Origin of the sequence: Labrys okinawensis, assembly GCF_047345005.1 — a bacterium.
Classification (GTDB): Bacteria; Pseudomonadota; Alphaproteobacteria; order Rhizobiales; family Labraceae; genus Labrys; species Labrys okinawensis.
In genome coordinates this window covers 3,294,949-3,307,308 of record NZ_CP178864.1, presented here as the reverse complement: position 1 = coordinate 3,307,308, position 12,360 = coordinate 3,294,949, and the positions used below count along the sequence as shown (strand labels likewise).

Genomic DNA, 12,360 nt, shown 5'->3' with positions numbered 1-12,360 from the left:
ACATGAAATTGAGCAAGATTCTTGCGACCGCGGCCGCATTGGCCTTCACGTCGCACGCGGCTTTGGCGGCCAATATTTTCGTGATCGGCGGCAAGCCCGACGATCCGTTCTGGTCGATCGTGAAGCGCGGCGCCGAGGATGCCGGCAAGGTTGTCGAGGCCCAGGGGGGCAAGGTTACCTGGCTCGGACCCCAGAACTACGACAATCTCGGTGTCGACGCTGCCGAACTGATCCGCCAGGCAATCGACCAGCACGCCGATGCCATCGTCGGTCCGGACTGGGTGCCGGAAGCAATGGACCCGGCGTTCAAGGCCGTTGTCGCCGCCAACATTCCTCTGGTGGTATATAACGCAGGTGGCCTTGGCGCAGCCGATCGTCTGGGCGCGATGAACTATGTCGGCTCCGATGACTACAAGGGCGGCGTCGCCGCCGGCGAATACCTCGCCAAGGCCGGATACAAGAACGGCGTCTGCATCAATACGCTGCCCGGCGCCGCCAATATCGAGGCGTTCTGCAAGGGTTTCGCGGACGGCGAAACCAAGGGCGGCGGTAAATCTGACGCGCTGCCGCTGCCAGCGACCTCCTTCGGTTCAGCCACGGCCGTCGCGCAAGCCGTCAAGGCTTATTTGCTGCAGCATCCTGATATCGACGCCGTCTTTACCATCGGCAATGTCGACGCGAACTCGGCGATGAACGGCATCACCCAGTCGGGCAAGGCGGGCAAGGTTCACCTCTGCGGCATGAACTTCGACGAGACGGTCCTGAACAACATCAAGGACGGCAAGCAGGACTGCGCTATCGACCAGCAGGGCTACTTGCAGGGCTATCTGGCCGTTTCGATCCTGAACACCCATGCAAACTACGGCATGTCGGTCCCGACCCGCGAGATCCTGACGGGCCCAGGTGTCGTCGACAAGTCGAATGTCGAGGCGACGCTGGCCGGTGTGAAGGCGGGTACGCGCTGAGGCAGCCCAGAAGCTGCCTGAATCGCAAGCAGGAACTGGCAGCTTCGTTCCCACCACTGCAGACCTGCTCCTGGCGACGGCCCACGGCCGTTGCGAACCCTGGGGACATCCATGGTCACGCATTCCACGGCGACATCAGACACAGCCAGCACCGCTTCGAGCAGTCGCGGTGCTGCGTTCGGCCGGCTGGCCCGGCGCCCCGAGACCGGCTCGTTTCTTGGAATGGTCGCGGTTTTTGCCTTCTTCGCAGCGGCCGGGGGGCAGCAGTTCGTGAGCGCCGCGGGGTTTTCGAGCTGGCTGAATATTGCCTCCGAAGTCGGCATCATTGCACTGCCCGTCGGGCTTTTGATGATCGCGGGAGAACTCGATATCTCGGTGGGTGCGGTAATCCCGGCCTCGTCACTGGCGGTTGCCATCGTCTCCGGTTATTACCACTACCCGGATCTGGTCGGGATCGTGGCGGGGCTGGGTGTCGGTCTCGTGGTCGGATTTGTGAACGGCTATCTCGTCACCCGAACGTCGATCCCCTCCCTTATCATCACCATCGGCACGATGTTCGGGGTCATGGGGCTGACGCTGGGCCTTACGGTGATGATCGCCGGCAGCACCGGCGTAACTCTTGTGCCGGGCCCCGTGGCGAAGGCGATCCTGGGCCAGTATGTCGGCGGCATGTTCCAGGTCACCATCTTATGGTGGGGTCTGTTCTGCGCCGTCCTTTACTACCTGCTGCACGTCTCTCCGATCGGCAACTGGATTTTCGCCCTCGGCGGCGATCGTGTCAGCGCACGCAATGCCGGCATCCCGACCTCCGGGCTGACCATGGGCCTGTATATGCTGAGTGGATTCGCGTCCGCCTTCGTGGGTGTTAGCGAGGTTCTGGTCTACCAAAGCGCGCAAGTCCTCGCGGGCCAGTCATTCATCTTCAACTCGATCATGTGCGTGGTGATCGGCGGCGTGCTCCTGACGGGCGGTTTCGGGTCCATCGTCGGCATAGTTTTTGGCACGATAACCTTCGCCGTCGTGAACCAAGGCATCTACTTCACGAGCATTACTCCCGATGCGGGAAGCATCATCATAGGCGCATTGCTGCTACTCGCCGTTCTGACAAACGATACCTTCCGGCAGATGGCGCTCCGCTATTCGTCGAGCGCGTCCCGGAAGAGCAAGCAGTGAGGGCGGCACCATGAACCGTTTGTTTGGAACCTTCATGCGCCGTCCCGAAGCCGGATCGATTCTCAGCCTGATCGGGGTCGTTGCCTTCTTCGTGCTCATCGGCGGCGTCAATTTCGGTACCCTTGTGGGCGCGGCGAGCTGGGTGAATTTCGCCGCAAACCTGGGTATCGTGGCGCTCCCGGTCGGTCTCCTGATGATCGCTGGCGAAATCGACATCTCCATCGGCGCCATGATCCCCGCTGGATCGATGACGACTGCAATTCTTTCCGGCTATTATGGGCTGCCCATCCCGGTCGGAATGCTGGGCGCACTCGCCGTCGGTATCCTGGTGGGCCTTGTGAATGGCCTTCTGACCGTGCGCACCAGCGTGCCGTCCCTGATCATCACGCTGGGCACGCTCGTCGCCATGCAGGGCATCGTGCTGAGCGCGTCGGTGCTGTTGACCGGCAATGCCAGCGTTGCGTTGACAGCACCGGACTGGGCGAAGTTCCTGTTCGGCCATCTGATGGGTGAAAGCCACCAGGTCATTATTCTCTGGTGGATCGGGCTGGCGATCGTCTTTGCATTCGTCGTGCACAAATCGCGCTACGGAAACTGGATCTTCGCCATGGGGGGCGACAAGGAAAGTGCCCGAAACGCAGGGATTCCCACAGCAAGGCTAACGATTACTCTCTTCCTACTCTCGGCTACTTGCGCCGCCTTCGTCGGAATGTGCCAGGCGATCCTGTTCAACTCGGCGCAGGTCTCGGGTGGCATGAGCTTTATCTTCAACGTCATTGTCAGCGTCGTTGTTGGAGGGGTGTTGTTGACCGGTGGTTTCGGATCCGTCCTCGGCATCTTCTTCGGCACGCTGACGTTCGCGGTCGTGAGCCAAGGCATCTACTTCACCCACATCGACCGGAATTGGTCGAACCTGATCATTGGCGCGACGCTTCTGATCGCCGTCGCCATGAACGAGTCTTTCCGACGGCTGGCGCTCGGCTATTCCGGTCCGAAGAAGACACAGTGAGGGTCCGAATATGACTGGCAAGATACCTATTCTGGAACTCCAAGACGTCGATAAATCCTTCGGGCCCATCGACGTGCTACACAAGATCTCCCTGAGAGTGCATGAGGGCGAAGTACTCTGCCTTCTGGGCGACAACGGCGCCGGCAAGTCCACCTTGATCAAGACGCTGGCGGGCGTGCACCGGCCCACAGGCGGCAAGATCCTGATGGACGGCGAGGAGATCCAGTTCAAGGGTCCGAAGGAAGCCGCAGCGCGGGGCATTGCTACCGTGCACCAGTTCGGGGGCACCTTTCCCCTGATGAGCATCGGGCGCAGCTTCTTTGTCGGCGTCGAGCCGACGAAGGGCTGGGGTCCGTTCAAGGCCTTCGACCGCAGGCGCGCCAACGATATCGCCGTCAAGGCCGTGCAGGGCTTCGGAATCACCCGGATCGACGACGGTGACCGGCTGGTCGGAGGACTCTCGGGCGGCGAGCGGCAGGCGCTGGCCATCGCGCGTGCGGTCTACTTCGGTGCCCGGGTACTGATCCTTGACGAACCGACCGCCGCGCTCGGCGTCAAGCAGGCGGCCCATGTGCTCCGAATCGTGAATGAAGCCAAACGCAGAGGCCTGGCGGTGATTTTCATTACCCACCAGGTGATGCATGCCATGACCGTAGGGGACCACTTCGCAGTGCTCATCCGTGGCGCCATCGCGGCCGATTTTCGCAAGGGTGAAAGAACTCGCGAGGAAATCACCGACCTCATGGCGGGTGGGGAAACCATGGCCGACCTCGAGGCCTCGATTGAAGGTTACATGGAAAGCCACGCGGGCAATCCGCCACCCGTCTCATGAAGGGAATCTCTCAAGGGCGAGACCTTTCGATCACCTTATTCGGCCCCGTCACGCGATCCTCCCGTGCGACGGGCACTCCGACGGTCTGGGCCGGAATTTCGTCCGGCCCAGACCGCCTTCAGAACACCGCAGAGGGTGTGCCCAGAACGCTGGACCGGGTCGGGGCGTCCTGCTGGAAAAGCATCAAACAGGATGAAAATGACAATTCGTATCGCCGTAATTGGCGCAGGGCTCATGGGAGCGGATCACGCGAAAATCGTGGCGGAGGATCTGTCCGGGGCTGCCCTCCAGGTCGTATGTGACATGGACGGCACGCGGGCCCGCACGGTTGCCGACGCCTACGGCGCGGCTGACACGGGAACCGACCCCGAGGGAACCATCGCCCGCACTGACGTGGATGCAGTGATCGTGGCCAGCCCGGACTTCACACATGCCCCCCTGTCCATGGTTTGCATCAAGACTGGCAAGAAGATGCTGTGCGAAAAGCCGCTGTCGCAATCTTCGGCCGATTGCCTCCGGGTGATGGAGGCCGAGCAGGCAGCCGGCAAGAAGTTCATCCAGTTGGGCTTCATGCGCCGCTACGACCAGTCCTACATCGAGATCAAGCGGGCGCTGCTGCAGGGCAAGCTCGGTCGAGCACTGATGATGCACAACTTTCACCGCAACGTGGCGACCCCCGCAGCCGATTTCACGGGCGCCATGGCCATCACCAATTCGGCGCCACACGAATTCGATGTGGCGCGGCATGTCCTCGGCACCGAATACGCCACGATCACTGCTTGGCAGCCGAAGCGTTCAGACGCGCTGGTCGCCCCGGTCTTCATGGTTTTGGAGACCGTTGACGGGCAGATCGTGAACATCGAGATCAACAACAATGCGGCCTATGGCTACGACGTCCGCGCCGAGCTTGTCGGCGAGAACGCGGCCATCGCTACAAATCATGTGGCCTATACGCGTCTCGACCACAGCCGAAGCCAGGCCGCGGGCTATGACGTCGACTGGCGCAGCCGCTACGCGGAGGCCTACCGCCGCCAGAACCGGGCCTTCCTTCGTTTTGTCGAGACCGGCACCTTCCCACAGGTCGCTTCAAGCAGCTGGGACGGCTACTGCGCGGCAGTGGTGGCCGAGGCTGGGGTCCGCGCATTGAGCGAGGGCCGCAAAATACCCGTCGAAATGATCGCCAGACCGGAGTTCTACGCATGAAACTAGGGTTCGTATCCGACAGCCTGGGTGGGATATCGTTCGAAAAGCTGCTTGACCACGCGGCCCGCTTGGGCGTGTCCGGCGTCGAGGTCAATACCTGCGGCTGGTCCACCGCGCCGCATTTCGACCTGAAAGCGATGCTGGGCAATGGCGCCAAGCAGAACGCGTTCCTTAAGGCCTTTGCTGATCACGGGCTGGAAGTCATCAGCCTTAACGCCAACGGCAACCCCCTTCATCCAACCGACCCGACGCAGGGCGAAGGTCTGAAGGACACTATTCGCGTTGCGGGCGAGATGGGCATCCGAACTGTCTGCGCCATGTCCGGCCTGCCCGCTGGCGGTGCCGCTGACACGATGCCCAATTGGGTCGTCTCTTCCTGGCCGCCTGAGACGCAGGCGATCCTGCGCTACCAGTGGGAGGAAAAGCTCCTGCCGTTCTGGTCGAAGATAGCGGCACTGGCCCAGGAGAACGGTGTCGAGCGGATCGCGCTCGAATTGCATGGCAATCAGTGTGTCTACAATGTCCCCTCGCTTCTGAAACTTCGCGATGCCATCGGGCCCGTGATCGGTGCAAACCTCGATCCTTCGCACCTTTTCTGGATGGGAGCCGATCCCCTGATCGCTGCCGAGGCGCTCGGTCCCGCGATCTATCACGTGCATGCCAAGGATACCTTGCTGAACGCGCCCGTGCAGGCCGTGACCAGCCTCCTCGAAAACGGCTCGCTCATGAATATCCCGGCGCGCAGCTGGTCGTACATAACGCTTGGCTTCGGTCATGGCGAGGAATGGTGGCGGCAGTTCTGCTACCGCTTGAAGATGGCGGGCTACGATGGCTGGCTCAGCATCGAGCACGAAGACGTGGTGCTGAATTCTCTCGAAGGGCTGGAGAAATCCGTGGCCCTCCTCAAGTCCGTCATGCCGGCCGCACCCGCCGATTACAAACCCCAAGCCATCTAAAGAAGCCTGCCATGCCCTGGATTGACGCCTGTTCCACAACCGACCTCGACGCCGAAGAAGCGCGCCGCTTCGATCACGGTGGCCGAACCTTTGCGATCTATCGCAATCATCAGGACGAATATTTCTGCACTGACGGGCTTTGTACCCACGAGGCGATTCACCTCGCCGACGGACTCGTGGTCGAAAACACCATCTCGTGCCCCAAACATTCTTCGATCTTCGACTTCTCCACCGGTGAGGTCGACACGCCACCGGCCTGCGAAAACCTTCGCACATACACGACCAAAATCGAAAATGGTCGTGTCTTGATCGAGATCTAAATCCAGGTCGTCATCCTTCGAGGTCCGTTCGCCATGGTCGCCAAGAACACCCGCCCGACAGTTGCCGACATTCGCGCCATGAAAGCGCGCGGCCAGAAGATCTCCATGCTTTACGTCACTACGCCTGAGGAAGCCGCGGCGGCGAATGCCGCCGGCATCGACATGCTGTCGATCGAGGGCCGGTTCTTCTCCTCGGAGATGCGCATAGCCGCCGGGAAATGCTTCGTCCAGGTCGGATTGCCTTTCGGCGCCTGGGGCAGCCTTCAGGGTCGGCCACTCGCGACCGCCGAGGACTACCTTCGCGCCGCCTTTCACTTCAGTCAGTTGGGGGGTGACTGCTTCTACTGCGCCGCCTCCTACGACATTCAGAAGGTGCTCTGCGACAACCACATTCCCATTGTTGCTCACGTCGGGCTGATCCCATCCTACATCACCTGGACCGGTTTTCGCGCGGTTGGAAAGACTGCGGAGGAGGCGCTCCGCGTCTGGCACGATGTCAAGCGACTCGAGGCCATCGGTTGTTTTGGAGCCGAACTCGAAGTGGTGCCGGACCGGGTAGGCGAGCTGATCTCGAAGAATACCTCCCTGATCATGCTCGGAATGGGTGCGGGTCCAGGCGCCGACGCACAATATCTGTTCGCCGAGGATGTGCTTGGCCATACCGACGGCCACAAGCCGCGCCACGCCAAGACCTATCGCAACTTCGCCGCCGAATTCGAACGGCTGCAGCAGGAGCGCATAGCGGCCTTCGGTGAGTTTGTCGCCGACGTGCAGAGCGGAGCCTATCCGGCACCTGGGCATGTCGTGCCGATTGTTGACGAAGAATTCGAAAGTTTCAGGGCCGACCTTGGGTTCGGAAATAGTTGAGGGTCGGGCAGAACGACTTTCGTCGATAGCTTAGGGAGGACGTCTTTGATGGGCGGCAAACACACACCCGACGAGCTTGGGCTTTATCGTCTCTGCACGATTAAGGAAATTGCAGATAAAGCGCAGGTCGGCGTCGCAACTGTCCACCGTGTACTTAAAGCCAAAGCTGTGCGGGCAGACAGTCGAAACGCCGTTAAAATGGCGATAATTGAGTTGAATTCGACAGCGATTCGACGGGCCTCGCTCGAGTTCATCGAAGCCGGCTAGTAGATCTTCCAAACCTTCCCGCCAGCTGAGTTAAGGGTATCCGGCGTCATGCGCCATGCGAATTAAGCCCCTTCATCGAGCCCCAGGAGTCCAGTTACACATTCGCGCAGCTCGCTCGCGATCCATCGCTAGAGCGTTTTACTTTCAGATCGAAACACCAAGAATCGCAAAATGCTTTTGGTACCAATAAGTTAATTTCGTAGTCCCCCCCCGGCGTGAACGCATTTTGCTTTAGTCTCAATTGGTCATGTTGATCGCGCTCAGCCAAATGTCCGAGTAAGCAGGCGGCGAATGCTCCCTCCTTGAGCAAATTGCGTTCACGCCGGGGCGGATCTCCAAAAGAACGCGTTGATATCACAAAATATTGCAGTTCTTGATGATTCGATCTGAAGGTAAAACGCTCCTAGCATAGACGTGAGCTTGGTGGCGGCGGAAGGTCCAGTTATGGCCTACTACTGCTAGACGCTGTCGGTCGTCCAAACAAATCCTAGCGACGGGCATTGTCACTGGAGGACGCCAAACTGGAACGGTGAAAGGAACATCTGTGAGACTGAACCATACGACGTTTTGTCAATTGGCAGTATTGCTAAGTACATGCCTCATAATTTCTGAGGCTTCTTTCGCGGCGGAAATCACTCCCTTGGCGGAAAAGATCAGCCAGCGTCTGTCGTATATGAAGGATGTTGCGGGGTTCAAAGCACAAAACCACCTGCCAATCGAGGACTTGGCTCAAGAAGCTAAAGTACTGGCGAGCGCGAAGGCCGAGGCTGAGAAACTGGGGCTCGACCCTGGCTCAGTGGAGCCACTGATCCGAGCCCAGATAAACGCGGCCAAGGCCATTGAGTATCGCTACGAGGCAGATTGGCTTTCGGAACCTGAGGCGGGTTGGCAGCCGCGCCCGCTCGATGAAGTACGCCAGGAGATTGCCGAACTGAGTAAGGAGATTCTGCAGCAGGTGGCTCAAGATTTGAAAAGCGGACCATTCGGGACGAGCGATAGCACCGACTTTTTCAAGACCATTCGCGAGCATAACCTGAAAGATCCGGACAAACAGCAATTGTTCAATGCATTGTTGGTAGTGCGGATGGCAAAAAAATAGATCCTTCAGCGATGTCACGCCAATGATCTCGACGAAGCTCGTCTCGGACCATCCACGGACGCTCGCGGCCTCAACCGCCCCATTAATCCTTACGTAACCATCTTCTGCGAGCCTGTTCCCATCCGATTCATCCGCGTTGTGTGGAGTTGGGGTCAATGGCCTTCAAGAAGAATGTCCCTGGCTCGGTTGACACGAGCAGCCATCTGCGTCGTGCCCCCCTTGTCGGGATGGATTTTCTTCATGAGCGTGCGGTGCGCCCGGCGAATTTCCTCGGGGCTCGCCCCCGGCTGCACCCCAAGGATCTGGTAAGCTTCCTGCTTGGACATCGCGTCGGTCGTCGTCCCGCGGCGGTACCCCGCGTTCGCATTGTCCTTGAAGTGTTCACGCCATCCGGCAAGCCGGCGGTCCAGATAAGCTTCAAGGATTGAGCGGCCGACGAAATCGGCCGCGATCTGACCGCGCAGCGCCAGCAGTTCCGCGGCCTGCATGCTCGAAAGCCGGCGCCCTGAGAAAGTCCCCCGGATTACCTGCCCGTCCACGGGCTGCCTCGCCGCATCGAGCATAAAGACGAGATCGATCGTGCGCACATAGGCGGTGCGTGCCCTTGTGCCAGGAATCGCACCCTTGCGCATTTGCGGCAGCCAGCCCCGCATGGCGGTGGCCAGAATCAGGAAGGGGATGCCGATGCCCCACTCACCACGGGTGAGCAGAAGGAGTCCCAGGGAAAAGGCGAGGAAGCTGCCGCCATTGCGTATCAGCCTGTCGAGAAACGGCGTCTTCGACAGAGCGCCCGGCTTCAGGAACGGCCAGAGGCAGATCAGGATCACGCATCCAAAAATAAACTGGCCCACGGCGGTCCGATCTGCGAAAGAGCGGTGAAAACAGCAGCCTTGCCGCTTCCTTGCCACTTGGCCCTTCCGCCGTCCGTGGTCAAGAGAGGGGTGCTGGAATGTCGGTATGGAGTGAACGGTGGTGGCCGATGTCATCATAACGCGTACGGTGGCCGAATTGCGCCGGGCCGTGCGGGAATTCCGAAGGGGCGACGAGACCATCGGCGTGGTGCCGACCCTGGGTGCGCTGCATGATGGCCACATCGCCTTGGTGCAGGAGGCCCGAAAGCGGGCTGGCAGAGTGGTCACCACCCTTTTCGTGAACCCCACCCAGTTCGCGGCCACCGAGGACCTCTCCAAATATCCGCGCACCGAGGAAGCCGATCTTGCACGCCTGCGCGAAGCGCGTTGCGACATTCTGTTCGCGCCCGGCGTGGGCGAAGTCTACCCGCAGGGCTTCGCCACCACCGTCACGCTCCAAGGGCCCGCAGTGGCGGGCCTCGAGGACCGTTTTCGGCCCACCCATTTCGCGGGGGTCGCCACCATCGTCGCCAAACTCTTCACCATGAGCGGCGCGGATGTCGCCGTGTTCGGCGAGAAGGATTACCAGCAGCTCTGCGTGGTCCGGCAGATGGCGCGCGATCTCGACCTGCCGATCGAAGTGGTGGGCCATCCCACGGTCCGCGAGGCGGATGGCCTCGCCATGTCGTCGCGCAACCGCTTCCTTTCGCCGGAGGAGCGAACGCTGGCTCCCCTGCTCCACCGCACCATGCGTGGAATCGCCGATGCGGCACTCGCCGGCGCAGACCTTGAGGCCGAGCTGGCGAAAGGCCGGACGGCCCTTGAGGCGGCCGGCTTCAAGCTGGACTATCTGGAGGCCCGCCAGGCCGACAACCTCGCCCCGCTGGGCGGCATCGGGCCGGCGCCAGGCCGGCTACTCGTCGCGGCACGGCTGGGCGCCACGCGCCTGATCGACAACATCGCGCTGGCCCCGGCCAGGAATTAACCAAAATGGCTCCGCGAATCGTGACGAAAGCGTGGCAGAATCGCCACTCTCCCGCTCACCAAAGCGTGAAGAGGGAAAACGGAAAACCATGGTTAATATGGCGTTAACTTGAGGGATAACAATAAGTTAGATCAATTTCCAGAGTATTCCGATCTTGGTTTTTCTGCGGCAGCAGCGTTGTGCGGCCCCTGCCCTTATGCGAAGTTGACCTCGGGAACGGGTAACTGGCTCAATTTCCGGACGTTAACCGGAACAGGGCATAACGGGTCTGAAGATGGCAATGCGCATCCGGATCAACTTCAAGTCAGCACTTGCCGGTGTTGCGCTCTCTTTGGTACCTGTGCTTGGCTCGGTAGCCATGGCGGCCCAGGCCGGCAGCGCGATGCCCGTGTATGCACCGGTGGGCGATGTCACGACCCCGCCTTCCGGTTACCTCCAGTTCTGCCGGGACAACCCATCCGATTGCAAGGCCGGAGCCGAGGAAGCGCGTGACATCGTGCTCTCCCGCCAGGCCTGGAAAGACCTGATTGCCCTCAATGACCAGGTGAACCAATCCGTCAAGCCGATGACGGACCTTGAGAACTACGGCAAGGTCGAATGGTGGGCCTACCCCACCGACGGTTATGGCGATTGCGAGGACTATGTGCTGCTCAAGCGCAAGCTCCTGATCGATGCCGGCTGGCCGCGCTCCGCTCTCCTGATCACCGTCGTCCGCGACAAGAAGGGCGAGGGACATGCGGTGCTGATGGTGAAGACCGACCGCGGCGAGTTCGTGCTCGACAACCAGGAACCGAAGATCCTGTCCTGGCGCGCCACGGGTTATCGCTATGTGAAGCGCCAGTCGCAATCGGACCAGAATGTCTGGGTGTCACTGGGCGACACGCAGACGACCTCTATCGTGTCGTCCAAGGGGGATTGATCTGCTGGACGTCCTCGTCCGCTCTTGGAAACGATGCGCCTGTTCTAAAGGAAGAGGGGACGAGGACGTCCGCGCTCCCAGCGCTAATCCACCCTCTTCAGCCCTTTGGCGAAGCGCTTGGAATTGCTGACATAATGTGCCGCCGATTGGAGCAGCTTCTCGATATCCCCGGGCTCCAGCGTGCGCAATGCGCGCGCGGGCGCACCCACGATGAGCGAATGGGGCGGGAATTCCCTGCCTTCGGTCACCAACGCGTTGGCCCCCACCAGCGAGCCTTCGCCGATCCTCGCGCCATTCAGCACCGTCGCCCCCATGCCGATCAGGCTGCCACTGCCGATCGTGCAGCCATGCAGGATGGCGGAATGGCCGATGGTGCAATCATCGCCCACGGTGAGCGGAAAACCGGGATCGGAATGCAGCACCGCCCCATCCTGAATGTTGCTGCGGGCGCCGACGGTCATCGGCTCGTTGTCGCCGCGCAGGACCGCAGCGAACCAGATATTGGCATCTTCCCCGAGCGTGACCCGCCCGACCACATGGGCGTCAGGCGCGACCCAATAGCGACCCTCCGCCGGCACGGTGGGCGAGACATCGTCGAGCGCGTAAAGGGGCATGCCCACGTCTCCAGGAGGGAGGATCAGTCCTCGAGATCGATGTCGAGGATTGCCATGTGGAAGTCGTAGGAGGTCTCGCCGTCTTCCTTGTCCTCGGAGATCAGGCCGATCGATTCCTCGCCGATATAGACCTCGGCGCTGTCGGTCTTGCGGGCACGCGGCACCACGCGGATGGTGGCATTGCCGAAGGTACGCCGAAGATAGGATTCGACGCGCTGCATGTCTTTCTTGTCCACGTGACTTCCTCGATTGTCTGAGCGGGGCCGGCTTGGCGCCCCGCGATCAGCGCGGTTTGCCACG

15 protein-coding genes are annotated in these 12,360 nt (G+C 60.8%); 12 read left to right on the top strand and 3 right to left on the bottom strand.

From position 1 onward, the window contains the following. Positions 1 to 2: 2 nt before the first annotated feature. From ACMDCR_RS15515 to ACMDCR_RS15470, 10 genes are all read left to right on the top strand, one after another. Positions 3 to 965 (top strand): sugar ABC transporter substrate-binding protein, encoded by a 963-nt coding sequence (locus ACMDCR_RS15515; protein WP_413993366.1) that lies wholly within the window; start codon positions 3 to 5, stop codon positions 963 to 965. 222 nt (positions 966 to 1,187) lie between these two features. Next, complete coding sequence (locus tag ACMDCR_RS15510) at positions 1,188 to 2,138, top strand: ABC transporter permease (protein WP_413993632.1); 951 nt, start codon at positions 1,188 to 1,190, stop codon at positions 2,136 to 2,138. Between the two features lie 10 nt (positions 2,139 to 2,148). Next, positions 2,149 to 3,147 (top strand): ABC transporter permease, encoded by a 999-nt coding sequence (locus ACMDCR_RS15505; RefSeq protein ID WP_413993365.1) that lies wholly within the window; start codon positions 2,149 to 2,151, stop codon positions 3,145 to 3,147. A gap of 10 nt (positions 3,148 to 3,157) precedes the next feature. Beyond that, positions 3,158 to 3,979 carry an ATP-binding cassette domain-containing protein gene (locus tag ACMDCR_RS15500; RefSeq protein ID WP_413993364.1) on the top strand — a complete coding sequence of 274 codons (822 nt, stop codon included), beginning with the start codon at positions 3,158 to 3,160 and terminating at the stop codon, positions 3,977 to 3,979. A gap of 198 nt (positions 3,980 to 4,177) precedes the next feature. After that, on the top strand, positions 4,178 to 5,182 hold the full coding sequence (locus tag ACMDCR_RS15495; protein ID WP_413993363.1) for a Gfo/Idh/MocA family oxidoreductase: 1,005 nt from the start codon (positions 4,178 to 4,180) through the stop codon (positions 5,180 to 5,182). Then, positions 5,179 to 6,138 (top strand): sugar phosphate isomerase/epimerase family protein, encoded by a 960-nt coding sequence (locus ACMDCR_RS15490; protein WP_413993362.1) that lies wholly within the window; start codon positions 5,179 to 5,181, stop codon positions 6,136 to 6,138. The genes ACMDCR_RS15495 and ACMDCR_RS15490 overlap by 4 nt, the downstream gene beginning before the upstream one ends. An 11-nt stretch (positions 6,139 to 6,149) precedes the next feature. Then, positions 6,150 to 6,458, top strand: a complete 309-nt coding sequence (locus tag ACMDCR_RS15485; protein ID WP_413993361.1) for a MocE family 2Fe-2S type ferredoxin — start codon at positions 6,150 to 6,152, stop codon at positions 6,456 to 6,458. Positions 6,459 to 6,491: 33 nt separating this feature from the next. Further along, positions 6,492 to 7,325, top strand: a complete 834-nt coding sequence (locus tag ACMDCR_RS15480) for a 3-methyl-2-oxobutanoate hydroxymethyltransferase (RefSeq protein ID WP_413993360.1) — start codon at positions 6,492 to 6,494, stop codon at positions 7,323 to 7,325. 48 nt (positions 7,326 to 7,373) lie between these two features. Beyond that, positions 7,374 to 7,592 (top strand): LacI family DNA-binding transcriptional regulator, encoded by a 219-nt coding sequence (locus ACMDCR_RS15475; protein ID WP_413993359.1) that lies wholly within the window; start codon positions 7,374 to 7,376, stop codon positions 7,590 to 7,592. A 529-nt stretch (positions 7,593 to 8,121) separates the two neighbouring features. Next, complete coding sequence (locus tag ACMDCR_RS15470; RefSeq protein ID WP_413993358.1) at positions 8,122 to 8,691, top strand: chorismate mutase; 570 nt, start codon at positions 8,122 to 8,124, stop codon at positions 8,689 to 8,691. 152 nt (positions 8,692 to 8,843) lie between these two features. Here the strand turns inward: ACMDCR_RS15470 and ACMDCR_RS15465 are convergent, their stop codons facing one another. Next, the gene (locus ACMDCR_RS15465) at positions 8,844 to 9,542 is read right to left on the bottom strand and encodes a DnaJ domain-containing protein (RefSeq protein WP_413993357.1); all 699 of its coding nucleotides are present in this window, start codon (positions 9,540 to 9,542) and stop codon (positions 8,844 to 8,846) included. A 118-nt stretch (positions 9,543 to 9,660) separates the two neighbouring features. Between ACMDCR_RS15465 and panC the strand changes: the two genes are divergently transcribed. Then, a complete protein-coding gene (panC, locus tag ACMDCR_RS15460) occupies positions 9,661 to 10,527 on the top strand; it encodes a pantoate--beta-alanine ligase (protein ID WP_413993356.1) in 867 nt (288 codons plus the stop codon). 280 nt (positions 10,528 to 10,807) lie between these two features. Further along, positions 10,808 to 11,446 (top strand): transglutaminase-like cysteine peptidase, encoded by a 639-nt coding sequence (locus ACMDCR_RS15455; RefSeq protein WP_413993355.1) that lies wholly within the window; start codon positions 10,808 to 10,810, stop codon positions 11,444 to 11,446. A gap of 83 nt (positions 11,447 to 11,529) precedes the next feature. Here the strand turns inward: ACMDCR_RS15455 and ACMDCR_RS15450 are convergent, their stop codons facing one another. Both ACMDCR_RS15450 and ACMDCR_RS15445 read right to left on the bottom strand, forming a co-directional pair. Next, positions 11,530 to 12,060 carry a gamma carbonic anhydrase family protein gene (locus tag ACMDCR_RS15450; RefSeq protein WP_413993354.1) on the bottom strand — a complete coding sequence of 177 codons (531 nt, stop codon included), beginning with the start codon at positions 12,058 to 12,060 and terminating at the stop codon, positions 11,530 to 11,532. A gap of 23 nt (positions 12,061 to 12,083) precedes the next feature. Continuing rightward, positions 12,084 to 12,296: a DUF3126 family protein gene (locus ACMDCR_RS15445; RefSeq protein ID WP_284316750.1), complete on the bottom strand. Its 213-nt coding sequence runs from the start codon at positions 12,294 to 12,296 to the stop codon at positions 12,084 to 12,086. Positions 12,297 to 12,360 lie beyond the last annotated feature (64 nt).

What these genes read in the sequence shown, in the direction of transcription:
- ACMDCR_RS15515 (WP_413993366.1), top strand. Translation starts at nt 3, where the DNA reads ATGAAATTGAGCAAGATTCTTGCGACCGCGGCCGCATTGGCCTTCACG.
- ACMDCR_RS15510 (WP_413993632.1), top strand. Translation starts at nt 1,188, where the DNA reads ATGGTCGCGGTTTTTGCCTTCTTCGCAGCGGCCGGGGGGCAGCAGTTC.
- ACMDCR_RS15505 (WP_413993365.1), top strand. Translation starts at nt 2,149, where the DNA reads ATGAACCGTTTGTTTGGAACCTTCATGCGCCGTCCCGAAGCCGGATCG.
- ACMDCR_RS15500 (WP_413993364.1), top strand. Translation starts at nt 3,158, where the DNA reads ATGACTGGCAAGATACCTATTCTGGAACTCCAAGACGTCGATAAATCC.
- ACMDCR_RS15495 (WP_413993363.1), top strand. Translation starts at nt 4,178, where the DNA reads ATGACAATTCGTATCGCCGTAATTGGCGCAGGGCTCATGGGAGCGGAT.
- ACMDCR_RS15490 (WP_413993362.1), top strand. Translation starts at nt 5,179, where the DNA reads ATGAAACTAGGGTTCGTATCCGACAGCCTGGGTGGGATATCGTTCGAA.
- ACMDCR_RS15485 (WP_413993361.1), top strand. Translation starts at nt 6,150, where the DNA reads ATGCCCTGGATTGACGCCTGTTCCACAACCGACCTCGACGCCGAAGAA.
- ACMDCR_RS15480 (WP_413993360.1), top strand. Translation starts at nt 6,492, where the DNA reads ATGGTCGCCAAGAACACCCGCCCGACAGTTGCCGACATTCGCGCCATG.
- ACMDCR_RS15475 (WP_413993359.1), top strand. Translation starts at nt 7,374, where the DNA reads ATGGGCGGCAAACACACACCCGACGAGCTTGGGCTTTATCGTCTCTGC.
- ACMDCR_RS15455 (WP_413993355.1), top strand. Translation starts at nt 10,808, where the DNA reads ATGCGCATCCGGATCAACTTCAAGTCAGCACTTGCCGGTGTTGCGCTC.
- ACMDCR_RS15450 (WP_413993354.1), bottom strand. Translation starts at nt 12,060, where the DNA reads ATGCCCCTTTACGCGCTCGACGATGTCTCGCCCACCGTGCCGGCGGAG.